The sequence below is a fragment of the Staphylococcus chromogenes genome (genome assembly GCF_029024625.1).
GTDB lineage: Bacteria > Bacillota > Bacilli > Staphylococcales > Staphylococcaceae > Staphylococcus > Staphylococcus chromogenes.
This window is the reverse complement of the sequence record NZ_CP118953.1, coordinates 1,494,457-1,520,767: the sequence shown is the minus strand read 5'-3', so window position 1 is coordinate 1,520,767 and position 26,311 is coordinate 1,494,457. Positions and strand designations below refer to the sequence as shown.

General features: G+C 36.2%; 25 protein-coding genes. 22 read left to right on the top strand and 3 right to left on the bottom strand.

Annotated elements, in window-relative coordinates; translation table 11 throughout:
- Positions 1 to 16 precede the first annotated feature (16 nt).
- The 16 genes from PYW36_RS07455 (at position 17) to PYW36_RS07380 (ending at position 14,889) form a co-directional block, all read left to right on the top strand.
- The gene (locus tag PYW36_RS07455; RefSeq protein ID WP_037573255.1) at positions 17 to 466 is read left to right on the top strand and encodes an ASCH domain-containing protein; all 450 of its coding nucleotides are present in this window, start codon (positions 17 to 19) and stop codon (positions 464 to 466) included.
- Between the two features lie 87 nt (positions 467 to 553).
- On the top strand, positions 554 to 1,123 hold the full coding sequence (gene fapR / locus PYW36_RS07450; RefSeq protein ID WP_037573258.1) for a transcription factor FapR: 570 nt from the start codon (positions 554 to 556) through the stop codon (positions 1,121 to 1,123).
- A complete protein-coding gene (gene plsX / locus PYW36_RS07445) occupies positions 1,116 to 2,102 on the top strand; it encodes a phosphate acyltransferase PlsX (protein ID WP_037573261.1) in 987 nt (328 codons plus the stop codon). Before fapR ends, plsX begins: the two co-directional genes overlap by 8 nt.
- Positions 2,095 to 3,021, top strand: coding sequence for an ACP S-malonyltransferase (fabD, locus tag PYW36_RS07440; RefSeq protein ID WP_037573267.1), 927 nt, complete (start codon positions 2,095 to 2,097; stop codon positions 3,019 to 3,021). The genes plsX and fabD overlap by 8 nt, the downstream gene beginning before the upstream one ends.
- On the top strand, positions 3,014 to 3,751 hold the full coding sequence (gene fabG / locus PYW36_RS07435) for a 3-oxoacyl-[acyl-carrier-protein] reductase (RefSeq protein WP_103159277.1): 738 nt from the start codon (positions 3,014 to 3,016) through the stop codon (positions 3,749 to 3,751). Before fabD ends, fabG begins: the two co-directional genes overlap by 8 nt.
- Before the next feature lie 175 nt (positions 3,752 to 3,926).
- Entirely contained in the window at positions 3,927 to 4,160 is a 234-nt protein-coding gene (locus PYW36_RS07430) for an acyl carrier protein (RefSeq protein ID WP_019165520.1), read from the top strand.
- A 168-nt stretch (positions 4,161 to 4,328) separates the two neighbouring features.
- On the top strand, positions 4,329 to 5,000 hold the full coding sequence (rnc, locus tag PYW36_RS07425) for a ribonuclease III (RefSeq protein WP_371874978.1): 672 nt from the start codon (positions 4,329 to 4,331) through the stop codon (positions 4,998 to 5,000).
- Positions 5,001 to 5,003: 3 nt separating this feature from the next.
- On the top strand, positions 5,004 to 8,570 hold the full coding sequence (gene smc, locus PYW36_RS07420; protein ID WP_103159278.1) for a chromosome segregation protein SMC: 3,567 nt from the start codon (positions 5,004 to 5,006) through the stop codon (positions 8,568 to 8,570).
- The gene (gene ftsY / locus PYW36_RS07415; protein ID WP_037573280.1) at positions 8,571 to 9,926 is read left to right on the top strand and encodes a signal recognition particle-docking protein FtsY; all 1,356 of its coding nucleotides are present in this window, start codon (positions 8,571 to 8,573) and stop codon (positions 9,924 to 9,926) included.
- Complete coding sequence (locus tag PYW36_RS07410) at positions 9,913 to 10,245, top strand: putative DNA-binding protein (RefSeq protein ID WP_037573283.1); 333 nt, start codon at positions 9,913 to 9,915, stop codon at positions 10,243 to 10,245. Before ftsY ends, PYW36_RS07410 begins: the two co-directional genes overlap by 14 nt.
- Positions 10,246 to 10,258: 13 nt before the next feature.
- Positions 10,259 to 11,626 carry a signal recognition particle protein gene (gene ffh, locus PYW36_RS07405; RefSeq protein ID WP_103159279.1) on the top strand — a complete coding sequence of 456 codons (1,368 nt, stop codon included), beginning with the start codon at positions 10,259 to 10,261 and terminating at the stop codon, positions 11,624 to 11,626.
- A gap of 244 nt (positions 11,627 to 11,870) precedes the next feature.
- Complete coding sequence (gene rpsP / locus PYW36_RS07400) at positions 11,871 to 12,146, top strand: 30S ribosomal protein S16 (protein WP_037573289.1); 276 nt, start codon at positions 11,871 to 11,873, stop codon at positions 12,144 to 12,146.
- Between the two features lie 103 nt (positions 12,147 to 12,249).
- Positions 12,250 to 12,753, top strand: a complete 504-nt coding sequence (gene rimM / locus PYW36_RS07395; RefSeq protein WP_103159280.1) for a ribosome maturation factor RimM — start codon at positions 12,250 to 12,252, stop codon at positions 12,751 to 12,753.
- Positions 12,750 to 13,487 carry a tRNA (guanosine(37)-N1)-methyltransferase TrmD gene (gene trmD, locus PYW36_RS07390; protein WP_103159281.1) on the top strand — a complete coding sequence of 246 codons (738 nt, stop codon included), beginning with the start codon at positions 12,750 to 12,752 and terminating at the stop codon, positions 13,485 to 13,487. The genes rimM and trmD overlap by 4 nt, the downstream gene beginning before the upstream one ends.
- Positions 13,488 to 13,588: 101 nt before the next feature.
- Positions 13,589 to 13,939, top strand: coding sequence for a 50S ribosomal protein L19 (rplS, locus tag PYW36_RS07385; protein ID WP_037573298.1), 351 nt, complete (start codon positions 13,589 to 13,591; stop codon positions 13,937 to 13,939).
- 398 nt (positions 13,940 to 14,337) lie between these two features.
- On the top strand, positions 14,338 to 14,889 hold the full coding sequence (locus PYW36_RS07380) for a phosphatase PAP2 family protein (protein WP_209289911.1): 552 nt from the start codon (positions 14,338 to 14,340) through the stop codon (positions 14,887 to 14,889).
- 54 nt (positions 14,890 to 14,943) lie between these two features.
- Here the strand turns inward: PYW36_RS07380 and PYW36_RS07375 are convergent, their stop codons facing one another.
- From PYW36_RS07375 to PYW36_RS07365, 3 genes are read right to left on the bottom strand one after another with little or no spacing between them, the layout of a single operon-like run.
- Complete coding sequence (locus tag PYW36_RS07375; RefSeq protein ID WP_229717272.1) at positions 14,944 to 17,529, bottom strand: YfhO family protein; 2,586 nt, start codon at positions 17,527 to 17,529, stop codon at positions 14,944 to 14,946.
- The gene (locus PYW36_RS07370; protein WP_103159283.1) at positions 17,526 to 20,132 is read right to left on the bottom strand and encodes a YfhO family protein; all 2,607 of its coding nucleotides are present in this window, start codon (positions 20,130 to 20,132) and stop codon (positions 17,526 to 17,528) included. The genes PYW36_RS07375 and PYW36_RS07370 overlap by 4 nt, the downstream gene beginning before the upstream one ends.
- Before the next feature lie 18 nt (positions 20,133 to 20,150).
- Complete coding sequence (locus PYW36_RS07365; RefSeq protein ID WP_037573953.1) at positions 20,151 to 20,513, bottom strand: GtrA family protein; 363 nt, start codon at positions 20,511 to 20,513, stop codon at positions 20,151 to 20,153.
- A gap of 231 nt (positions 20,514 to 20,744) precedes the next feature.
- Between PYW36_RS07365 and ylqF the strand changes: the two genes are divergently transcribed.
- The 6 genes from ylqF (at position 20,745) to dprA (ending at position 26,228) form a co-directional block, all read left to right on the top strand.
- Complete coding sequence (gene ylqF, locus PYW36_RS07360; RefSeq protein ID WP_037573306.1) at positions 20,745 to 21,635, top strand: ribosome biogenesis GTPase YlqF; 891 nt, start codon at positions 20,745 to 20,747, stop codon at positions 21,633 to 21,635.
- On the top strand, positions 21,616 to 22,395 hold the full coding sequence (locus tag PYW36_RS07355; RefSeq protein ID WP_037573308.1) for a ribonuclease HII: 780 nt from the start codon (positions 21,616 to 21,618) through the stop codon (positions 22,393 to 22,395). Before ylqF ends, PYW36_RS07355 begins: the two co-directional genes overlap by 20 nt.
- A 78-nt stretch (positions 22,396 to 22,473) precedes the next feature.
- Positions 22,474 to 22,743 carry a hypothetical protein gene (locus PYW36_RS07350; RefSeq protein ID WP_037573311.1) on the top strand — a complete coding sequence of 90 codons (270 nt, stop codon included), beginning with the start codon at positions 22,474 to 22,476 and terminating at the stop codon, positions 22,741 to 22,743.
- A 224-nt stretch (positions 22,744 to 22,967) separates the two neighbouring features.
- Positions 22,968 to 24,134, top strand: coding sequence for an ADP-forming succinate--CoA ligase subunit beta (sucC, locus tag PYW36_RS07345; RefSeq protein WP_103159284.1), 1,167 nt, complete (start codon positions 22,968 to 22,970; stop codon positions 24,132 to 24,134).
- A gap of 20 nt (positions 24,135 to 24,154) precedes the next feature.
- Positions 24,155 to 25,063 carry a succinate--CoA ligase subunit alpha gene (sucD, locus tag PYW36_RS07340; protein ID WP_037573316.1) on the top strand — a complete coding sequence of 303 codons (909 nt, stop codon included), beginning with the start codon at positions 24,155 to 24,157 and terminating at the stop codon, positions 25,061 to 25,063.
- A gap of 304 nt (positions 25,064 to 25,367) precedes the next feature.
- On the top strand, positions 25,368 to 26,228 hold the full coding sequence (dprA, locus tag PYW36_RS07335) for a DNA-processing protein DprA (RefSeq protein WP_037573317.1): 861 nt from the start codon (positions 25,368 to 25,370) through the stop codon (positions 26,226 to 26,228).
- The last annotated feature ends 83 nt before the right edge of the window (positions 26,229 to 26,311 follow it).

The following is a 26,311-nucleotide window of genomic DNA, read 5'->3' as shown; positions in this document are numbered from 1 at the left end:
AAAGTGGGGGATTTTTATGGGACAACGAAATTTTTGGTATCGATTTATAGAATTATATCCAGAATTCAATCATGAAAGCTATACTGCGTGGTCTTTTGGGAGTAACCCTAATGGATTAGGACAACGCGTAATAGACGGTGAAAAAAGAGCGACGACGAGTGCGCGTGTTTTATATACCGTAGAACAAGAACCTCTCCCTTTCGTCGGACAATTGAATATGATTTTAGACGAAAATAGATATCCAATGTGTATGACGATTACTACAAATGTACAAGTGGTCTCGTTTAAAGACGTAGATATTAGACATATTCAAAACGAAGGTGAAGGTTATCGCACGGTTGAAGCATGGCGACAGGACCATATTTCTTTTTTTAATGAGGCATGTCAATATTATGGCTTAGAATTTTCTATGAATGACGACGTCGTTTTAGAAACTTTCAAATGTATCTATCCTATGAATGCGTAACATTAAATTATTTTGAACTTCCAGTAAAGCGTGTTAAAATAAGAACAAGTCCATTAAGACTTGGTACTAAATAAGGGTGGCTAAAACATGAAACGAACCAAAAATGAACGACGCGAAATGATTGAGAATACCATCCAACAAAATCCCTTTATTACAGATCAAGCATTAAGTGAAATGTATGATGTGAGTATTCAAACGATAAGACTTGATAGAAATCAACTGAGTATCCCTGAATTGAGAGAACGCGTAAAACGTGTTGCAAAAGACCAATATCAAAATATTAGCTCATTGGAAGATAAAGATATTATCGGTGATGTAGTTGATTTACAGTCTAATCATTATGCTAAATCTGTATATACAATTACGCGCCAGGATGTTTTTTCTCGCAATAACGTGGCTAGGGGGCATGTGGTGTTTGCGCAAGCCAATTCGTTGTGTGTAGCGCTTGTCCAACATGAATCAGTGCTCACAAAAGAAAGTCACATTCATTTCGTCAAACCGGTTTATTTAGGTGACGTCGTGATTGCTGAAGCACGCGTCGAACATCACGATAATAAATACTACGAAATGACCGTTCGTTCCTTTGTAAATAAGAACAAGGTTTTTGAAGGCATATTTAAAATGTATTACATAAGTGAGGATGAATCATATGGTTAAAATTGCTGTTGACATGATGGGTGGAGATCACGCACCAAATATTGTCCTTGAAGCAGTAGAAAAAGCAGTTCATGATTTTGAAGATTTAGAAATTTTATTATTTGGTGATGAAACACAATGTCACATTAATCATCCACGTGTACATGTGCATCATACGACAGAACAAATTTCAATGGAAGATGAGCCGGTAAGAGCCATTAAACGTAAAAAAGATAGTTCAATGGTAAAAATGGCAGAAGCAGTCAAAAATGGAGAAGCACGCGCATGTGTATCTGCTGGGAATACTGGCGCTTTAATGTCAGCAGGTTTATTTATTGTTGGACGTTTACCTGGCGTTCAACGACCCGCTCTTGTCGTAACACTTCCTACTGTTCAAGGAAAAGGTGTTGTATTTTTAGATGTTGGGGCCAATGCAGATGCTAAAGCTGAACACTTGTATCAAAATGCGCTATTAGGCCATATTTATGCACAAAATGTGCGTGAAATCAGCCAACCTCGTGTGGCGTTACTTAACATCGGGACAGAGGCACAAAAAGGGAATGCACTGACAAAGCAAGCATACGCATTATTGCAAGCCTCCGACAGTCTTCATTTTGTAGGAAACATTGAAGCAAAAACAATTTTAGAAGATGAAGCTGATGTCATCGTAACAGATGGTTATACAGGTAATATGATATTGAAAAATTTAGAAGGTATGGCCAAGTCTGTAGGTAAAATTATCAAAGGGACATTAATGTCTAAATTAAAAAATAAATTAGCCTTACTGGTCATGAAAAATGATATTAAAGGACTTGCTAAGCAATTGGATTATTCTGAATATGGCGGTTCAGTGTTATTAGGACTTGACGGTGTTGTTGTGAAAGCACATGGAAGTTCGAATGCCAAAGCCTTCTATTCAGCGATCCGCCAAGCTAAGATCGCTTCTGAAACGAAAATTGTTGAAACTATGCGTGAAAAGGTAGGCGAAAATAATGGGTAAAGTCGCATTTATGTTTCCCGGTCAAGGGGCTCAAAAAGTCGGAATGGCTCAAGATTTATATCAAACGGATGAAGTAGCCACACGTGTATTAGATGAAGCACAAGCTACGGTTGATTTTAATTTGTTAGATACGATGTTTAAAGATGAACAAGGCATTTTAAATCAAACTGAAAATACACAACCTGCGTTACTGACTCATAGTATGGCGCTCTATGCAGCGATGGGACAACCTCAAGCTGATTTTACAATCGGTCATAGTCTCGGTGAGTATTCGAGTCTTGTAATGAGTGGGGTGTTAGCGTTTGACGATGCGGTCAAAATTGTGAGACGCCGTGGAGAACTCATGACACAAGCTTTTCCAGGTGGTGTTGGTGGAATGGCCGCCGTATTAGGATTGAGCTTTGATGAAGTGCGTTCAATTTGCGAACAACTTTCAACTGAGACTGAAATTGTAGAGCCGGCAAATATCAATTGTCCAGGTCAAATCGTGGTGTCAGGACATCAAACAAAAATAGATGAACTTGTAGCAAAAGGTAAGGAGCTGGGTGCAAAACGTGTAATGCCATTACAAGTATCGGGCCCATTTCATTCTTCTATGATGCAAGTGATTGAAAAAGATTTTGAGGCCTATACATCGCAATTTCAATGGTCAGACGCTAAAATCCCTGTCGTGCAAAACGTACACGCTAAAGGTGAAACTGACGCTCAAACAATTCATGAGCATATGATTCAGCAATTGTATTCACCTGTTCAATTTATTGATTCGATTCAATGGTTAATTGATCAAGGCGTGGATCACTTTGTTGAAATAGGGCCGGGAAAAGTATTGTCGGGTTTAGTTAAAAAAATAGATAGAGATGTAAAATTAACTTCGATTCAAACGCTCGAAGATGTAAAGGAATGGTTAAATCATGACTAAAGTAGCATTAGTAACAGGTGCTTCCCGAGGAATCGGACGCAGTATTGCCTTACAATTGGCTGAAGAAGGTTATAACGTAGCCATAAACTATGCAGGCAACAAAGAAAAAGCAGAAGAGGTCGTTAATCAAATTAAAGAAAAAGGCGTAGAAGCTTTTGCGATTCAAGCAAATGTTTCAAATCCTGATGAAGTCAAAGCCATGATTAAAGAAGTTGTAAACCAATTCGGTTCTGTTGATATATTAGTCAATAATGCAGGTATCACACGCGATAATTTGTTAATGCGTATGAAAGAACAAGAATGGGATGACGTCATTGATACAAACTTAAAAGGTGTCTTCAATTGTATTCAAAAAGTTACACCTCAAATGTTACGACAAAAAGGTGGCCGTATCATTAACTTAACGAGTATTGTGGGGGCTGTCGGTAACCCAGGTCAAATCAATTACGTCGCTTCTAAAGCGGGTGTTATAGGGATGACGAAAACAGCGGCTCGTGAATTAGCTTCACGCCAGATTACAGTGAATGCTGTGGCACCTGGATTCATCGTTTCAGATATGACGAATGCTTTAAATGAGGATTTAAAAAATGGCATGAAAGCGCAAATTCCATTAGGTCATTTTGGTGAAGATACAGATATTGCGCATACAGTAGCATTTTTAGCTTCTGATAAGGCAAAATATATTACGGGTCAAACGATTCATGTGAACGGCGGTATGCACATGGAATAAAATCATTTTGCAAAATAGTGAAATGATGACTAAACCTATCTTAAATATACGAAATTTTATTGGAGAATGGTTGTATTTGTTCTGATAAAATGGCAAAATAAAAAAGTCTAGTATTTCTATTCAATCGTGGTTGAAATTGAGAGATACACTGACTTTTTAAAGGAGGTGAAACACTGTGGAAAACTTCGATAAAGTAAAAGACATCATCGTTGACCGTTTAGGCGTTGATGCTGACAAGGTAACTGAAGATGCTTCATTCAAAGATGATTTAGGCGCAGATTCACTTGACATTGCGGAATTAGTTATGGAATTAGAAGACGAATTCGGTACAGAAATTCCTGATGAAGAAGCTGAAAAAATCAACACAGTTGGAGATGCTGTGAATTACATTAATACACTTGAAAAATAATTCTTTTCATCTGAGTCGTTTTTTCGACTCAGATTTTTTACTAATCAATTCATAATGTTAAGCCAAGACATTCACTGAGACTACAAAACTGATAATGGAGGAGACTCGATGGCAAAATTACGAAAGCAGACATTAATAAAATCATTTGAACATAATTTTAAACAAAAGATGAAGGCACTCGATTTACCTTTTCGTAATTTAGAAATTTATCAACAAGCCTTTTCCCATTCTAGTTTTATTAATGATTTCAATATGGAACGTTTAAGTCATAATGAACGTTTAGAATTTTTAGGAGACGCGGTATTAGAATTGACGGTATCACGCTTTTTATATGAGAAATACCCTAATGTTCCAGAGGGTGACCTGACAAAAATGCGTGCAACGATTGTGTGTGAACCATCACTTGTAATATTTGCGAATAAAATAGAACTGAACCAACTCATTTTATTAGGAAAAGGTGAAGAAAAAACGGGAGGACGTACGAGACCTTCTTTAGTTGCGGATGCGTTTGAAGCGTTTGTGGGTGCACTCTATTTAGATCAAGGTATAGAAGTCGTCGAACGGTTTGCAAACGCAATTATTTTTCCATATGTTGAGGATAATGCTTTAAGTGGAGTGGTAGATTTTAAAACACAATTACAAGAAATGGCACATCAAACGTTACGAAGCACAGTCTCCTATCGCCTTATTAAAGAAGATGGACCCGCACATCATCGTCAATTCACTTCAGAAGTGTTACTGGATAATGTCGCGGTGGCATCAGGCATGGGGCGCACGAAAAAGGAATCTGAACAAAAAGCAGCAGAAAAAGCATTATTGCAACTGTCGAACAAGGAGTAAGTCATGGTCTATTTAAAATCTATTGATGTTTTAGGATTTAAATCATTTGCTGAACCTACGCAAGTTCAATTTGATAAAGGTGTGACTGCGATTGTAGGACCGAACGGAAGCGGAAAAAGTAATATCACAGATGCGATTAAATGGGTACTGGGTGAACAATCAGCAAAATCATTGCGTGGGAGCAAAATGGAAGATGTTATATTTTCTGGAGCGAAACACCGTAACGCACAAAACTTTGCAGAAGTACGATTGCAACTTGATAATCAACTCGGGTTCCTCAATATTGATGCTGAAAATGTAACCGTCACTCGAAGACTTTACAGAAGTGGAGAAAGTGCATTTTATATTAATAATGAACGTACGCGGTTAAAAGATGTCGTTGAATTATTTTTAGACTCAGGATTAGGTAAAGAAGCTTTTAGCATTATCTCCCAAGGTCGCGTGGATGAAGTATTAAATGCAAAACCTCATGAACGTAGACAAATCATTGAAGAATCGGCAGGCGTTCTTAAATATAAAAAACGTAAAGCAGTTTCGGAAGATAAATTGAGTCAAACAGAAGAAAATTTAAATCGTGTTGAAGATATTTTATATGATTTAGAGGGGCGCGTTGAACCATTAAAAGAGGAAGCAGCGATTGCAAAAGAGTATTTACAATTATCAGAAACACTTAAAGAGAGCGACATTCGTGTAACGTTACATGATATCGAGGACTATCAAAATCAAATTACAACCCATGATCAAGCTTTAAATGATTTAAAAAGTGAACAAGAAAAAATCCAAACTAAAAAAGCTGATGTCACACGTACAATTCAAAAGGCAAAAGGTGAACGTTATCAAATAGATCAACAATTAGAAACGTTAAATAATGAATTGATTCAGTCCACTGAAGATGTTGAAAAGTTAACAGGACAGTATAAATTAATAGAAGAACGCCAAAAAAACCAATCACAATCTAATGCTCGTATAGAGGAAGAACAAGAGAGCTTAACTCACCAACAACGTGTTTTAGAGGAAGAAACGTCAGCTGTCCATAAAAAGATTGAGCAACTCAAGTATCAAAAACAAACACTTGCGACAGAAATTCACGAACTTGAAGTGCGCTTAGATGGAACTCAAAATACGAGTGAGACAGACTTAGAAACATTAAAAGATGACTATTATGCTTGTATGTCTCAACAATCGGAAGTCAATAATGAAATACGATTTTTGGAACGCACGATTAAAGAACATCAAACGAAACAATCGCGTCTTGATTCCCGCCTGACAGAAGCTTATCAACAACTTAAAGAAGCGCAACAACATATTTCTCAAATTGAAATTCAAAAAAAAGAAAAAGAAACTCATCTCGATGCGGTTGCCAAACAAAATCAACAAATTGAACAAAAGTTAACAGAAGCGAAAGCCACACAAAAAACATCAGAAGATAAATTATATCAAGCTTATCGTTATACGGATCAATTAAAATCTCGTCTTGAAGGTTTACGCATGCAAGAAAACGAAATGACGTACTTTTATCAAGGTGTCAAGAGTGTATTGAATGCGACACATTTATCAGGCATTCACGGTGCAGTGGCTCAAAGTATTCAAGTACCTACTGACCTTACAGCAGCCATTGAAGTCGCTTTAGGGGCTTCAATGCAACATATCATCGTTGACGATGAAGTCTCAGCTCGTCAAGCTATCCAATATTTAAAGCAACAAAAGCGAGGTCGTGCAACATTTCTACCTTTATCAGTCATTAAGCCTAAATACCTAGATCAGACTTTAATCGAAAAAGCAGCTTCATTTGATGGGTTTATTAATGTTGCGAATAAAGCGATAGAAACAAAACCTACATATCAAGGAATTATTGATAATTTGTTAGGCCGTACAATGATTGTGGATCATATTAAAAATGCGAATACGATTGCGCGTGCACTTCAATATAAAGTTCGAATTGTGACTTTAGAAGGAGATGTAGTGAATCCGGGTGGCTCAATGACAGGTGGGGGCACACAACAAAAACAATCAATATTAACTCAGAAAAAAGATATTCAACGACTTGAAGGTCAATTAGAAACTTATATAGCGCAGACAAAAGAGTTAGAAGCCCTCTGCCAATCACAAAAGCAAGCGTACAATGATTTAAGTGAAGAATATGTAAAAATCCAGCAACAACACAATCATCTCAAACATGCGATTCATGATTTATCATTGGAGCAAGATAGACATTATGAAATTGAACAACGTCTTAAAGCAGAACATGAAGAGTTCGAATTTGAAATGAACGATGGTTACGAAAGTGCTCAAAGTGAAGCGACCTTAAAGCAAAAAAAAGCAGAACAAACCCAGTTAGCCACACAATTAGACACTTTAAATCAACAAATCCAAGCGCTAACAGCACAATCTAAAGTCGCTCAAGAAGAAGAGACAACACTACAACAAAACCTCCATCAAAAGAAATCAGATTTAGCGGTGATTAAAGAAAGATTAAAAGCACAACAATCCGAATGTCATCGATTAGAAAATGAAGCGCAAACAGTACAATCACAAATGGCAAAATTGCAAGAACAATATGATCTCCTTAATTCAGAGGATGTCAATGATGAGAGGACATTAACGTCATTAAATGTTAAAATTAAAACACGACAAAATGAAAAAGACCAGCTCTTAGAAAGACAAAATGAGTTGCGTCAACAACGTTTAGATACTGAACAACTTATAGAATCTAATGAATCTGCATTAGAAGAGATACATCAGCACTTATTAAATATTGAAAACCAGTATCAAGAAATAAAATCTGCACAGTCAAGATTAGACGTCTTAATTGATCATGCGTTAAAACATTTAGATGAAAAATATCGTATGACTTTTGAGTATGCCAAAGCACATTACGAAGTCACTAAAGAAGAAGTGGATTCATTACGTCAAAAAGTGAAATTAACGCAAATGACTATAGATGAGCTCGGCCCAGTAAATTTAAATGCGATCGAACAATTTGAAGAGGTCAATGAGCGCTATACGTTTTTATCGACACAACGAAATGATTTGAGAGAAGCTAAAACAACTTTAGAACAAATTATTACTGAAATGGATGCGGAAGTAACAACACGCTTTAGTAAGACATTTCATGCGATACAACAACATTTCTCAGAAGTTTTCCGAGCTTTATTTGGAGGTGGAGAAGCGGCATTAAATTTAACAGATGACGATTATTTAACGGCAGGTATTGAAATTAAAGTGCAACCTCCGGGCAAAAAATTACAACATCTATCGCTGTTAAGTGGAGGAGAGCGTGCGCTAAGCGCGATAGCGTTATTATTTGCGATTTTAAAAGTAAGATCTGCGCCATTTGTAATCCTCGATGAAGTTGAAGCCGCACTGGATGAAGCCAATGTCGTGCGTTACGCTCAATTTTTACGTGACTTATCCCATGAAACCCAATTTATTGTGATTACACACCGAAAGGGCACAATGGAAATGTGTGATCGTCTTTACGGCGTGACGATGCAAGAGTTGGGCGTTTCTAGACTCGTTAGTGTGAATTTAAATACAATAGATGATGTTATGAAGGAGGAACAAAGCTAAATGAGCTTTTTTAAACGACTAAAAGATAAATTTAGTGGACAAGATATCGATAAAGACTTTGATAAAATTGATGACTTTGAATCTGAACGTCGAAAACAACAACATGAAGAAGTAGAGTGGCGTGAGGAAAAAGAAGAGGTCTCTCATCGAGAACAAGATAGCGTTCAATCAAAGTCCATGGATGATTACCACCAAGAGATGCCATCGACACCATTGGATTCAAAACCTAATCAAGAGGAAATTGAAACAGAGCCACGCAAGAAGAAAAAATTAAAAGCCAACGAAATTGACTGGACCGATCAAAGTTGGGATGATGATTTTGAAGAGGATGGCCTCATGTCGATTGAGGAATTTGAAGAAATCGAAGCACAAAAAATAGGTGCTAAATTCCGAGATGGTTTAGAAAAATCACGTGAGAACTTCCAAACACAATTGAATAATTTAATCGCGCATTATCGTACGGTTGATGAAGATTTCTTTGAAGCCTTAGAAGAAATGCTGATTCAAGCTGATGTTGGATTCAATACTGTTATGGAATTAGTAGATGAGCTACGCATGGAAGCCAAACGCCGAAATGTGACTGAAACAGAAGACCTACGTGAAACGATAGTCGAAAAAATGGTTGAAATTTATCATCAAGAAGATGACCAATCAGAAGTTATGAACTTAGAAGATGATCGTTTAAATGTGATATTAATGGTAGGCGTTAACGGTGTGGGTAAAACAACAACCATTGGTAAACTCGCACATCGTTATCAAGCACAAGGTAAGAAAGTCATGTTAGCTGCTGGCGATACTTTCCGTGCTGGAGCTATTGAGCAATTGCAAGTTTGGGGAGATCGCGTAGGTGTGGAAGTCGTGCGACAAAAAGAAGGATCTGATCCAGCTGCAGTAATGTACGATGCGATTAATGCTGCTAAAAATAAAGGTGTAGATATCCTGATTTGCGATACAGCGGGGCGCTTACAAAACAAACAAAACTTAATGAACGAATTACAAAAAGTTAAACGTGTCATTGGACGTTCTGTACCTGATGCACCACATGAAGTTTTATTATGTCTAGACGCAACTACAGGTCAAAATGCACTGGCGCAAGCGAAAGCATTTAAAGAAGTTACTGATGTGACAGGTATTGTCTTAACTAAACTTGATGGCACAGCAAAAGGTGGTATAGTGCTCGCCATCCGAAATGAGCTACATATTCCAGTGAAATATGTAGGTTTAGGAGAAAAACTAGACGATTTACAACCGTTTAATGCAGAAAGTTATGTATATGGTTTATTTGCAGATATGATTGAACAAAGCGTAGCGAAAGATGAAAGTGAAAATGGTGACGTGACGGATGAGCGAGAATGATTTAATTAAAACAATTCGCATGAATTATTTGTTTGATTTTTATCAATCACTATTGACTGAAAAACAAAGAAATTATCTACGACTGTTTTATTTAGAAGATTACGCATTAAGCGAAATTGCAGAAACGTTTGATGTGAGTCGTCAAGCCGTATATGATAATATAAGAAGAACTGGCGACTTAGTGGAAGATTATGAAAAGAAACTAGGATTATATCGACGATTTACACGTCGTCAAGAATTGTATCAGTTAATGCATCAATCTCTACATGAACCTGAAAAATTAGAACACTATATAAAAGAATTAGAAGACTTAGAATAAGGAGGGTCACTTTATGGCATTTGAAGGTCTATCCGATCGTCTGCAAGAAACGATGCAGAAAATTAAAGGTAAAGGTAAAGTGACTGAAGCTGACATTAAAATGATGATGCGAGAAGTACGTCTCGCTTTACTAGAAGCCGATGTTAACTTTAAAGTCGTAAAAAGCTTTGTCAATACTGTATCAGAACGTGCATTAGGTTCTGATGTAATGAAATCATTAACTCCAGGACAACAAGTGATAAAAATTGTTCAAGAAGAATTAACCGAACTCATGGGTGGAGATAATACACGTATTAATATGGCGAAAAAACCGCCGACTGTCATTATGATGGTCGGTTTACAGGGTGCCGGTAAAACAACAACTGCGGGTAAACTTGCCCTTTTAATGCGCAAAAAATATAATAAAAAACCATTACTCGTCGCAGGTGATATTTATCGTCCTGCAGCGATTAATCAACTCCAAACAGTGGGGAAACAAATTGATATTCCGGTTTATTCCGAAGGTGACCAAGTTCCGCCTCAACAAATAGTGGACAATGCGTTAAAATACGCCAAGGAAGAACATCTCGATTTTGTCATTATCGATACAGCCGGTCGACTGCATATTGATGAAGCATTAATGAACGAGCTTCAAGAAGTTAAAGAAATTTCAAAGCCTGATGAAATTATGTTAGTTGTCGATGCCATGACTGGTCAAGATGCGGTCAACGTGGCAGATTCATTTGACAAACAACTTGATGTTACAGGAGTGACTCTCACAAAACTTGATGGGGATACACGAGGTGGAGCTGCTTTATCTATTCGTGCAGTGACACAAAAACCGATTAAGTTTGTAGGGATGAGTGAGAAGATGGATGGTTTAGAATTATTCCATCCAGAGCGTATGGCTTCACGTATACTCGGTATGGGTGATGTCTTAAGTCTCATTGAAAAAGCGCAACAAGACGTAGATGAGTCTAAAGCTAAAGTTTTAGAAAAGAAAATGCGCGATTCATCCTTTACGTTAGAAGACTTTTTAGAACAACTGGATCAAGTGAAAAATTTAGGGCCTTTGGATGATATTATGAAGATGATCCCTGGAATGAACAAAGTTAAAGGGATCAATAACTTAAAAATGAGCGATAAACAAATCGATCATATTAAAGCAATTATTCAATCCATGACACCTGAAGAAAGAGAAAACCCAGCTAAATTGAATATATCTAGAAAACGTAGAATTGCTACAGGTTCTGGACGTTCATTACAAGAAGTGAATCGTTTACTTAAACAATTTAATGATATGAAGAAAATGATGAAGCAGTTTACAGGTGGCGGCAAAGGTAAAAAAGGTAAACAAAACCAAATGCAAAATATGCTTAAAGGAATGAACTTACCTTTTTAAACACTAAATCTAATTGAATATCATCGTCATCGGATACATGGAATCTGAAATTAATTTCAACCTTAAGCTAGAAAGCCATCAAAATTTATTTATTCGTAAATTTTGATGGCTATTTGAGTGCTTGAAAAAACATTCGATTTTTTAAATTGGTAAAGTATTTTCTCTTTACAAATTAGAAAAGACCTGTTATTATAATTTCTTGTAGATAACAAAACTATTGAAAATTTAAAGGAGTGTATTATAAATGGCAGTTAAAATTCGTTTAACACGTTTAGGTTCAAAAAGAAATCCATTCTACCGTATCGTAGTTGCAGATGCACGTGCACCACGTGATGGTCGCATCATCGAGCAAATCGGTACTTACAACCCAGCAGCAGTCAATGCACCTGAGGTTAAAATTAACGAAGAATTAGCACTTAAATGGTTAAAAGAGGGTGCTAAACCAACAGATACAGTTCACAACATTCTTTCTCGTGAAGGTATCTTAAAAACTTTTGACGAACAAAAGAAAGCAAAATAATTCTTGAGTTCATGAAAGTAGGTGAGACGACGAAATCAAATGGAACTATTTGATTTTACGTCTCACTTTTTTTATATTTTCAGTAAGTGAGGAGGCGCAAGCTATGATTGTAGAAGTAGGTAAAATTATTAACACCCATGGAATAAAAGGCGAAGTCAAAATACAGTCTCATTCAGATTTTACTGATATTCGCTTTCAACCCGGTGAGGTCCTTCAAGTCGAGGATAAAGGCCAAACGCTAACGTTAACAGTACGAACACATCGGATGCATAAAGGGTTACATATGCTCACATTTGAAGGTTATCAAAATATCAATGATATTGAACATTTGAAAGGGCAAAAAATATATCAAGAGCGTGATCACGCGGATATACAATTAGAAGAACATGAATTCTATTATTCTGATATTATCGGTTGCACTGTTGTTGATGGTGACCGTCCAATCGGTCGCGTCACTGAAATTTTCGAAACAGGCGCCAATGATGTTTGGGTCGTTAAAGGTGAAAAAGAGCACCTTATTCCTTATATTGAAGATGTTGTAAAAGAAGTCGATATCGATGCACGTCGAATTGTCATTACACCGATGGAAGGACTGTTAAACGAATGAGAATCGATTATTTAACACTTTTTCCAGAAATGTTTGAGGGTGTATTAAATACTTCCATTTTGAAGCGTGCACAAGATAAGGGCGTTCTAACGACAAAGACGATTAACTTTAGAGATTATGCAAATAATAAACATCATCAGGTGGATGATTATCCTTTTGGGGGTGGGCAAGGCATGGTACTAAAACCAGAACCCATCTTTAATGCCATGCGTGATCTTGAAACATCTGATGCGACGCGCGTGATTTTAATGACGCCTCAAGGAAAACCATTTAATCAAAAACACGCAGAGTCACTCGCAAAAGCAGATCATCTCGTCTTTGTTTGCGGTCATTATGAAGGTTATGATGAGCGGATTCGAGAAAATCTAGTGACGGATGAATTTTCCGTGGGCGATTTCGTTTTAACAGGGGGAGAATTACCGGCGATGGTCATGACTGATGCTATTGTGCGACTCATTCCTGATGTTTTAGGGAATCAAGTGTCACACGAAGATGACTCGTTTTCAAGCGGATTGCTAGAATATCCTCAGTATACGAGACCCCGAGAATTTGAAGGTCATGCGGTGCCGGACGTCCTTCTATCAGGAAATCATGCCCATATTGAAAAATGGCGTCGAGAACAATCATTGAAACGTACACTGGAAAAACGTCCAGACTTACTTGAACATTATCCATTAACAAAGGAAGAACAAAAAATTGTAGATTCACACAAAAATGCATTGAAAAAGAACTAAACTTTTGCTACAATATTCTGAGTGTGAAACGCACAAAAATCACTATGATCCGCTGCTATACATTGTCAAGGCAAGAACATAGGTTGAAGGAGAGTATAAAAATGACAAACCACAAATTAATCGAAGCAGTAACGAAATCACAACTACGTGACGATATTCCAACATTCCGTGCTGGTGATACTTTACGTGTACACGTACGTATCGTCGAAGGTTCACGTGAACGTATCCAAGTATTCGAAGGTGTTGTAATCAAACGTCGTGGTGGCGGTATTTCTGAAACATTTACAGTTCGTAAAATTTCATCTGGTGTAGGTGTTGAACGTACATTCCCATTACACACACCAAAAATCGAAAAAATCGAATTAAAACGTCGTGGTAAAGTACGCCGTGCGAAACTTTACTACTTACGTAGCTTACGTGGTAAAGCAGCACGTATTCAAGAAATTCGCTAATACATGTTTAAAGCTTAAAAGTGCACATTGTTTTTGATGTGGCTTTTAAGCTTTTTTTTATGTGAGGCTAAAGTATGAGGTAGATATACGCCTACTTTCCTATGATTTTTTCTCAGAGAACGCAGTATACTAAAGGAACTCAGAGGGGGGAAGGTATATCCTACACACGTTTTAAAATATAACAGTGATTGAAATCTCATCAAGAGATAATATTTTAAGTCGCATCAATTAGTTGATGTTATTGTACGGAACAGCCGTTTAATATGAAAAAAATATGTATATTGAGCAGTACGCTTTTTATAGTGGTCATGACAAGTGTAATTTTTAATTTAAGATTGACTCATGTCATAGATTATCAAACGTTTAACTTTTTTATGACACAATTTGGAGAGCCTACGATGAACTTTCATCAGTCGCTATTTAATAGTTATATGACCTTTGTGGCATCTTACGGAGATGTGCTCACTTGTGCGATTTTAACGATAATGACTTCAATCGTTCTTATCGTTAAGAAATATTATGTGTTTGCGCTTTGGATACTCGGGACAGTCGCAGGCGGGGGAATATTAGGGATTTTGCTCAAAAATGGGCTTCATCGACATCGACCTTATGATCATTTACTGAACGATTCAGGATTTTCGTTTCCTAGCGGTCATTCCTTATCAAGTACGATGATTGCTTTACTTTTATTAATGGTATTTATTCCTAAAATCCATCGTACATTTTTAAGAAGAAGTGCGATTATCATCGTTACCGTGTTATGGGTAAGTATTATGTTTTCAAGACTCTATTTTCATGCACATTTTATTTCAGATGTGTTTGGAGGAGCCTCGTTAGGTATACTTTGGGTGACACTTTCACTCACGTTATATAACCGGTTACATCTTTATTTCCATCATTTAAAATGGTTGGCTCATGGAAAAGTGTTTAAAGTTAACGTCAACATATGAATACAAGAGAAAAAACCCTTCAAAGTGATTGACTTTGAAGGGTTTTAGCATGGGTTAATGATGACGTCTTAAAAAATGGCGATAAAGCAACGTACCTACAAGACCTATGAGCGTTAAAGTGACTAAAAGTGGCCAATACGGCAGTGCATAATGAACGGAAAGGTGACGTTCTCCTTTATGGACTTTAATGACAGAAAAGATGCCATTTCCTTGTTGTACCGCTCTTTCCTCACCATTGACTTTAGCATACAACCCGTCTCTGTAAGGGATAGGGAGGACTAAATAGCTGTCTTGTTTAGGGTTCATCGTCACTGTAAGTTGTCGTTTTTGACGTGTCACGTGAACAGGTTCTACTTTTTGTTGCGCACGTTTTAAAGTTGCATAATCTTCCCCATAAATACCATTCATTTGGAAACGATAAGTTCCTTTTTTTAGTTTAATATGAAGCGCATCTTTAACGGGAACTCTGACAGTGACAGGTGTGACAAAACGACGATATTGATAATCTAATTTTGAACGTCGTTGATGAAAATCGTTAATATTAAGGTAATGTTCTTTACTTGGGTGAAGTAGCTCAATATCCATCTCTAAATAATAGTCTTTATATTTTTGGTTGAGCGCCTTGGGTAACTGAATTGTTATACCCCCATCCTCTTTTTTTACCTCTAATTGATGACCTAATATTTGCGCGTCACGCGGGGTTAACGTTGCTTTTGACAATAAGTTAGAATTTGATTTAAACGTTGTGTTCGGTTTTGCTTGATCCATGACGACACCTTGAAGCATGGCTTGTTCCCGGTCTAAAGGTGATTTTAAATCTTTCGAATCAAAAACTTGAGAAGTTAAATGTGCTGCTGGGTAATGCATCGTATTTTTAGAGTGTGTCCAAGTTATAGGCGAATCTTTAATTTCATCTTTAGGACGCATTCCATAGGCAATATTATTATCTGGGGATTGCTTAATACGATCTGTTACCCCCCATAAGGCATATTGATTGGCGCGATCGCCAAGCAAACGGTAAGTACTATTACTGTCATACTCCATATTAATTTGCATTTGTTTATCATAATAATCGAGAATATTGCCATCAAATATACTTGAATATAAAGAAATACCATTGAATCCATAAAGCATCCCTGCATTTATCGCGTAATTATCCATATAATCAATGCGATCTAATGCACGTTGATGGGCCGTGATTTGATGAATGGCATTTTGCAAGGGGCCACTATGGTATTTCGGAGCATGTATATCTTTCATAGTAGATTGATAAGGCGCGATATTATTGTCATGATAGTTGATTAATAAAATAAATTGCTGAACGACAAATAATGCGATGACCACATTCATGAGACGAACAGATGATTTTTTTTGACGTAGTGCGATAAGGCCTAAAATAAAAAGTATGACGATGCCAACAATCATCCACCACATAGCGCCTCTTGAAAAGAAAACGATAGCAATAGCTAGTATCCCTAAAGGAGACAAAGCTTTTAAATAATCTTTCATCGTTAACTCAGTAAAGTACTTTAACCAAATGGCCAGTAGACCACTTGTCGAGAATGCGAGCAAATATACCCATCGACGTTGTGGAGCTGAGAAACCATTGAAAAAACTATCAAAATAAAGCGATAAAGACCCAATTAAAATGAGCCATGTCATAATGGCGAACATTCTAAAATAATAATGTCGATAAAGTTTAAATGAAAATAAAGCAACGAGAACAATAAATGTAAGCGTGATATAAAAACCATTACTAAAGATATGATATTTTTGTGAAAAATCAATGATAGGGGCAATGAATATTTGACCTAATGAGCGATCATTATTTAGAAAAGAACGTACCCCTGTCACAAAACCGAGGGATGACAAACAAAAACTTAAAAGAACGGCAGGTACAATAAAATAGAACTTTTGAAAGCGTGAAAGTATGTCATCGGGATGTTTAAAAACCATACGATAAATCCAGTAGAAACCTATCGCAATCGACTCATAATAACTGAAGTAAAAGTTAGAAAATAGTGTTAAACCAATGGCTACTATAAATAAGCCGATTTTACGATATTTAAAAAATCGCTCAAGTCCCCATATTGATAGAGGGAGATAAATTAAAATATCTCCAAAAAATGACCAAGTAAAATTAAAATAATAAAGTACAGATGAGGCGCTAAATAAAAATGCGCCGATGAAGCGATATTTTCCTTTTAAATGAAATTCGCGAAACATGCCATAGGTAATCATAAATGTCAGCATGCATTTGAAAAAAGCAGTGAATATTTGATTTCCTGGCCAAAATGCAATATGTGAGGGGTCAATGTGAAATAAAGCTTCACCTATAGCGATAAAAACAAAATTTAAATACATCACTGGCGAAGTAGCGTAATAATAGGCTAAATCAGTAAAATAATCCCCACCTAATCCAAATGATAAGTCATAAAATGATGAAAAATGACTAAAGCGATCATACAAAAATCTTTGGAAGGGCATCATTTGTTTAAAACCGTCCCCATTTCCGCTATAAATAATCCCTTCCGTGATAAAACGATAAATGACAGGGATATAAACAATGGCCGCCACACCGAGGGCCATTAAGAAAACTTTTAATACGGATAAAATTTTATTTTTGGAAATTACTTTCAATATGCTTCACTCTTTCGTTTATTAATCTTAAGGTAAATATATTTTGAAAATAAATAGCTCAATAGGGCAAATATGATAGACAAAATTATCATCGTAAAGAACCACGGCGGTCGGTACGTGATTTCGATATGCTTTGCTTGTGCATCTACAGGGATTCCAATCATAAAGTAATTGACCCTTTGAGGCGTTACTGGATGTCCGTCGACTTGAGCTTTCATGCCTTTACGATAAGGCGCATTAAGCACCATCATCCCTTTTTTATGTTTTTTCAAAGTCACTTTAATCTTTGATTGTCCTTCTTGATAGGAAGCGTAAATTTTTTCTTTAGGTGCGTTTTCAAGCGTTTGATAATTTTCACCATATAAACCTAATATTTTAAACTCATAGTTTCCAGTAGGAGAAAGCCCGATGTGAATATTCCCTTCTTTATCTGGTTGGACGCAGTATAATTGCTCATATTGTCCGGTACGATATTTTGAAGCATTAAACAAACGATTGTTTTGATAACCATTCACATCAATCATGTGGTTACTGTCAGGTTGTCCGCGTTTAATATGGACAACTAAATAAAAATCTTTGAATTTCTTTTGTAAATTTTGCGGGAGTGATAACGTGTATCCTCCGCCAACTTTTTGTACTTTTATCTGATTTCGGCCTAAATGCTGTATCGCATCGTCTTGAACATCCACTTGTGAAAGTAGATTAGACGCATGAGGCTTATACTTTTCTCCTTTACGATTTAAAACGACACCATCGATCATCGCATGCTCACGGTCAATTGCGGTTTTAAGATAGCGTGCGTCATAATACTGATCCATGATTCGAACAGCCGGTAAGACTTGTTGATTTTCATACATTCGGTATTGTCCTGACGCTTTAACAGGCTTAAAAAATTCAGGCAAATTGGTTTGATAATCTTTGAGCATGACATAACGTACTGAAAATAAACTTGCAATATTGGCACGTCCCCCCGTAGATTGATAGCGACTCACGGATTCTTCCTTTATATTGATCATTAAATTTTTATAGTACAAGTCAATCAATTGTTGATCAAAAATACTAGAATATAAACTTAAGCCTTTAAAATGTTGATACATCGGCGTATTATCTTGTTCGTTGACACGCCAATCTATCCGTTCTTCAGGTAACTTTTTAGCATTCATTTGTTGCACTAAATCTTGTTGAACAGGGGTGTTATAAAGACTCGCATTCACATAAAATGTATTTGCCCGTTTTTCATGATCTTGATGAAAAATTTGATATTTTGTAAATACACTTGACACAAGGAGTGCTAATATAATGACGCTTATTGCATAACAGTAAATGCCTTTTTTATAGAAGAAAGAGCTAACGTGTGTTTTCGATAAAAGACCAATCAAAAACACAATAGGCACCCAAACGATCCATATCACAAACTTATGATACATGTAAGCACTGATAAGAACCAAAATAAACCCGAATAAGGAAGTCCAAATGTAAGTGCGGACTTTAATGGTGTGAAAATAATGGACGTACAGAGCAATAAGACCACTCGTTGCAAATGCTAATAAATAATGCCACCGTTTTTGAGGCGCTGAAAAACCATTGAATATACTATCAACATAAGGAATAAAAGCTGAAACAATCGTGAGTAAACTTAAAATTGCAAAAAGTTTATAATATGTATGTTTATAGAGTTTAAAAGTTAAGAGCGCTTGGATAGTAATGATTAATATGACGATAAGGTAATTATCAAAAATAATATTTGTATTTTCATTAAAAGGTTCGAAAAAAGGGATTTTAGTTTCAAAACGGACGCGTTCATTATTAAAGAAACTGCGTGCGCCATGGAAAAAGAACACTAGACTTGAACCAAAACCTAGTATTGTACTCACAATTATTATCCAAGTAGCTCGTCGACGTGATAAAACATCTGTTTTATGCGTGAAGACAAGACGGAACAGAAAATAAAGTAATCCCATTAGGCATTGATAGTAAGCAAAATAAAAATTATTCATTAAAGATAATGCGACGATAATGATAAAAAGCCCAACTTTGCCTGTTTTAAAAAAACGCTCTATACTTGCAAAAAGCAATGGAAGTAGTACAAAAACATCGCTGAAAAATGGCCAGTAGACGGTGAAGCGAAAATACAATGGTGAGAAGGCAAAAGCAGATGCAAACACCCATTTGGATGATGTGTTAAGTTTCAAATACGATGCATAATAGTATGTTGCTGCAAGTACAAGTGCGCATTTTAGAATGGAGACCACGATGGCATTATGGAACCAAAACATTAAAGTGTTAGGTTGCACTAAATGTAACAAGTGTAAGCATTTCACTACAATCACATTCAGAATAAATAAAAAGTTCGTTGTAAAATAATAGGATAAATCAGTAAAAAAATCTCCACCTAATCCAAAATCCGTGGCATAAAAAAAGGTCCCTTCCGACCATTTTTGATATAGATACATTTGGATAGGTACCATTTGTTCAATGCCATCGTTAGGACCTGTAAATAAAAGACCATCTTTAAAAAATCTAAATAAAATATAACTATGGGCAACCAACGCTAAACCTAAAAATGCAAGACCTAATAAAAAAGGACGTTTGAATTTGCGCATGTTTCAACCTCTCAAATATTAATCTTTTAGTATATATTTAGATAAAATAAATGTAATTGGAATAGTAATAATTAACCCAACAAATGGGGCGATAAACTCCTTAAAATGAAAATAATTTACAAAAACAAAAATCAACAATGTTTGCATGCCCATATTTACAACTTGTGTCAGTGGGAAAGCAAGGAATTTTTTTAATGTAGGTCGGACACGGTACACAAAATAACAATTTAAATAATATGAAATGATAAAAGATACTACAAAGCCAATAATATGACTCACTAAATAGTGAATATGTAACCCATATAACAATAATAAATAAACCACATAATAATTGACTGTGTTAATTCCACCGACAATCACAAATCGGATAAGTTCGTACATTCTTTCTGTTTTAAACACTTCGTTTTCCTACTTTCATGCTATATCTGTTTTAGGCGAATGAGGATAGCTATTGACGCCAAAAACCAGTATACTTATCTTTAAAGTCAAACATTTTAACACACGTAAACTGAGTTTTGTATTGTAGTTAAAACTATGTTAAATATAACACAAAAATAACCCTATGCGTGAAATATCAAATGGCAAAGATAGAAAGAAAGTGAGTGAAATAACGTGGTAATTCAATGGTATCCAGGCCATATGGCTAAAGCAAAACGCGAAGTCACTGAACAATTGAAAAAAGTAGACGTCGTTTTTGAACTCGTCGACGCGCGTATACCCTATAGTTCGAGAAACCCAATGATTGATGAAGTCATTCAACAAAAGCCTCGTGTTGTTATTTTAAATAAAAAAGATATGGCAAATTTAAATGAAATGACAAAATGGGAAGCCTTCTTTAAAGAAAAAGGTGCTATACCAGTGGCAGTCGATGCTAAACATGGAAAAGGATTAAAACAAGTCGAAAAAGCCGCTATTCAAGCAACGAAAGACAAAATGGAGAGAGAAAAGGCAAAAGGATTAAAACCTAGAGCTATTCGCGCCATGATTGTAGGTATCCCAAATGTAGGTAAATCTACATTAATTAACAAATTGGCCAATCGTGCTATTGCCCAAACAGGAAATAAGCCAGGGGTGACAAAGCAACAACAATGGATTAAAGTTGGAAAATCGCTTCAGTTACTGGATACACCTGGGATTTTATGGCCTAAATTTGAAGATCAAATTGTAGGCAAAAAATTAAGTTTAACAGGTGCTATCAAAGACAGCATTGTCCATTTAGATGATGTGGCCATTTACGGACTTGAGTTTTTAAAAAATCATGATTATGAAGGATTAAAAGCCCATTACAAAATAGAGGTGGAAAAAGAAGCAGAAAATCTTGAATGGTTTGATGCAATAGGTAGAAAACGAGGACTATTGCAACGCGGCAATGAAGTAGACTATGAAGCTGTCATAGAACTCATTGTGTACGATATTAGAAACGCTAAAATCGGAACATATTGTTTCGATTTGTATGATGCATTTTTAGAAAGCGATGTGTCTCATGAAGACGAAAACCATTAAAGAAATTGAAAAAGAATTAAGTCGTTTAACAAGTCTCGAGGCTTTACAACAACATACGCACTATCACGATCCGAGAAAAGGGGTTCAAAAAGCATTTGAACGTCGGCAAAAAATGATAAAGAAAAATGAGTCATTACGCCTCAATTACGAGAAAATGTGCATATATGAAAACGACATATTAACACTCGATGCAGATGCGTTAATTTGTGGTATCGATGAAGTAGGTCGCGGACCACTAGCAGGGCCTGTCGTCGCAAGTGCTGTTGTTTTAGAAGCGAATCATCAGCATTTAGGAATCAATGACTCTAAAAAACTTGGAAAACAAGTACGTGCGCAATTAAATGAATCATTGAAATCACAAGTGCGGGCTTGGGCTATTGGCGAAGCTTCCCCGAAAGAAATTGATGAGCTTAATATTTATGAAGCAACAAAATTAGCCATGTATCGTGCAATCGAAAATTTAAATATTGAACCTACACATTATTTAATAGATGCGATGCATTTGGAACATTTGCAAAAGCCTCAACAATCTATCGTCAAAGGAGATGCAACAAGTGTTTCTATCGCAGCAGCAAGTATCATTGCAAAAGAATATCGTGACACGCTCATGGTTGAATACGACTCACAATTTCCACAGTATGATTTTAAAAATAATGCCGGATATGGAACAAAAAAACATTTAGAAGGCTTGAAACAATATGGCATCACGCCTATTCATCGTCAATCTTTCGAACCGATTAAATCTCATTTTAGTTTATAACTGCATTAAAGTTTTTGAAATCGACATGAAACTAGTTTAATATGTAACTATGTCCAAGAAGAAAGGAACTAAAAACTTATGGATGAAACATTACAAAAACTTTATAAAGTTTTAGTGCATTTTGAAGAAACAAATACTGAAATTACTGAAGATGAAAGTAAGCTAAGAAACATTAAAGAAGAAATTGAATCAAACTTGAATGTATCTATAGAAAAAGAATCGCAAATGGATTTGATTCGCCTCTTAAAAGAGCATCAGTTCGTCGTGGAATCCACAGAAGATGAACAAAAAATTGTAAGTGTACCTATGGATGGCGATACACAAGTCACATTTCAAGCAGATAAATAAGGTTTAAAAAGTGTGTCTCAACATTTGTTCACTTGTCGACAAAGTCTTTGATTTTGTCGACATTTTTGTTATGCAGGTTATGAATGTATAAGGAAGTGTCATGGTAATCATGAATTACATATGACTGTAACGAATGGAAAAACAAGACGCTATCTGTTTACAATAGCGCTTACATTTCCTATAATTATAGGTGAACTTAACCTTAAGAAACAGGAGGATGGAGTATGAATATCCATGAGTATCAAGGAAAAGAAATTTTTCGCTCAATGGGCGTAGCAGTACCAGAGGGGCGCGTGGCTTTCTCAGCGAAAGAAGCTGTGGAAAAAGCGAAAGAGTTAGACAGTGATGTTTATGTTGTTAAAGCACAAATTCACGCAGGTGGTCGCGGTAAAGCTGGCGGTGTCAAAATTGCTAAGTCTTTATCAGAAGTTGAAACATACGCCAATGAATTATTAGGGAAAGTGTTAGTGACACATCAAACAGGGCCAGAAGGTAAAGAAGTTAAACGTCTCTATATTGAAGAAGGCGCAGATATTCAAAAAGAATATTACGTTGGTTTCGTGATCGACCGTGCAACTGATCGTGTAACTTTAATGGCATCTGAAGAAGGTGGAACTGAAATTGAAGAGGTTGCGGCAACAAACCCAGAAAAAATCTTCAAAGAAACGATTGATCCAGTGGTTGGTTTAGCACCTTATCAAGCACGCCGTATCGCTTTTAATATTAATATCCCTAAAGAATCTATCAACAAAGCTGTTAAATTCTTAATTTCTTTATACAATGTGTTCATTGAAAAGGATTGTTCTATCGTAGAAATCAATCCACTTGTTTTAACAGGTGAAGGGGATGTTTTAGCACTCGATTCTAAAATTAATTTTGATGACAATGCTTTATTCCGTCATAAAGACGTCTTAGAATTACGTGATTTAGATGAAGAGGATCCAAAAGAAATCGAAGCATCTAAGTATGATTTATCATATATTGCATTAGATGGTAACATTGGTTGTATGGTTAACGGAGCTGGACTAGCGATGGCGACGATGGATACGATTAACCATTTTAATGGTAACCCAGCAAACTTCCTTGACGTAGGGGGCGGCGCTACAAAAGAAAAAGTAACTGAAGCCTTTAAAATCATCTTAGGTGATAGCAACGTTAAAGGTATTTTTGTAAATATCTTTGGTGGTATTATGCGTTGTGACGTCATTGCTGAAGGTATTGTAGCAGCTGTCAAAGAAGTAGATTTAACATTGCCGTTAGTTGTACGTCTTGAAGGTACAAACGTTGAAATTGGTAAGAAAATCTTAAAAGATTCAGGTTTAGCAATTGTACCAGCGACAACAATGGCTGAAGGTGCACAAAAAATTGTTAAACTTGTGAATGAAGCGTAAGGAAAGGATGGGACAACAAAATGAGTGTATTTGTTGATAAAAATACAAAAGTAATCGTACAAGGTATTACAGGGTCAACTGCCCTTTTCCATACTAAACAAATGTTAGAATATGGGACACAAATCGTTGCGGGTGTGACACCAGGTAAAGGTGGACAAGTCGTAGAAGGTGTACCTGTATACAATACTGTTGAAGAAGCAAAACAAGAAACGGGTGCGAATGTCTCTGTTATTTATGTACCAGCACCATTTGCAGCTGATGCGATTTTAGAATGTGCAGATGCAGAATTAGATTTAGCAATCTGTATTACAGAACATATTCCTGTTATTGATATGGTTAAAGTGAAACGTTATTTAGAAGGCAAAAAGACACGATTAATTGGACCAAACTGTCCAGGTGTCATCACTTCTGATGAAACAAAAATTGGTATTATGCCAGGGTATATCCATAAAAAAGGTCATGTAGGTGTTGTATCTCGTTCAGGTACATTAACATACGAAGCAGTACATCAATTAACTGAAGAGGGCATTGGTCAATCTACAGCTGTAGGTATCGGCGGTGACCCAGTTAATGGTACAAACTTCATCGACGTATTAAAAGCGTTCAATGAAGATGAAGATACACACGCAGTTGTCATGATTGGTGAAATTGGTGGTACTGCTGAAGAAGAAGCAGCAGAGTGGATTAAAGCGAACATGAAAAAACCAGTTGTAGGGTTCATTGGAGGTCAAACAGCCCCTCCAGGAAAACGTATGGGCCATGCTGGAGCGATTATTTCAGGTGGTAAAGGTACTGCTGATGAAAAAATCAAAACACTCAATGCTTGTGGTGTTAAAACAGCAGACACACCATCAGAAATTGGTTCAACATTAATTCAAGCTGCTAAAGATGCAGGCATTTACGAACAATTATTAACTGTAAAAAAATAATTTGTGATGATAATTGGAGTGGGGCATGTCAATGTCCCACTCTCTTTTTAGTCTTTCATCATCTTTTAATTAAATGTATTTATGTCAGTGAGTAATCCCTAGAGATTCCTAATTATAATAGTTTTGTAGTGATTTCCAAATTAAGGCCAAGCCTTTTATAAAAACGATACCTCGGTCATCACATTGAAAAAATAAATATTTTTAATGTGCAAATATAATACTTATTTTAGACACAAACAAAACGAGAAGGATGCGGTAGACTAGGGTTGAGGTGACGTCATTGTATCTAAAAAATTCATTGAAAATGCATTATGCTGGTTTTACGACAAATCAAATCTATCAACTATTTACATCTCCTGTGAAATCTTTACAATTTGAAATCACACCTATTTTAAAAAATCATCCTCTAATCCATCAGAAGTCTCATTTTTACAAAAAATTTTTAGCTTTCCAATCCTTAGACATTGATATCATCCAGTCTCAATTAGAGGCGCATCGTATTGTACCCCTCCCAATCATTGATGCACGATTTCCTTCATTATTAAAAGAAATATATCATCCACCGTTATTACTCTATTGTAAGGGGAATTTAAATTTATTTAATGATGCGTGTTATTATCCCTTAGCAGTTGTAGGCGCAAGAGATTTTACAGCTTATGGTGAACGGGCAGTTGAGTATTTATTACATCAGATGAAGCATCAGCCTATCGTTATTGTGTCTGGTTTGGCAAAAGGAACTGATGCATTAGCCCATCATTATGCATTGTGTAACAACATCCCTACAATAGCTGTATTGGGCTTTGGTCATTTTCACCATTATCCTAAACATACTCAAACCCTAAGAACACATATTGATAAATATGCAGGGGGTTTAAGTATCAGCGAATATCCACCAACCACTGCTCCAGCAAAATTTAGATTTCCTGAACGCAATCGTATCATAAGTGGCTTAAGTAAAGGAGTGCTCGTCACAGAGGCGAAAGAAAGAAGCGGTGCATTAATAACATTAGATCAAGCGTTAGAACAAAATCGTAATGTTTATGTTTTACCTGGAGATATGTTTAACCCCAATACAAAAGGAAATTTATTGCGTGTAAAGGAAGGTGCCGAAATCGTACTTTCTGCGGAGGATATTTTAAAAGATATGAATACGTCAATTCAGTGAACCTTGTTATTAAATAAATGCAAAAGATTGACAAATATAAAAATTACCGTTTATCATTTATCTTTGTAAACAGAAAAAGCAAG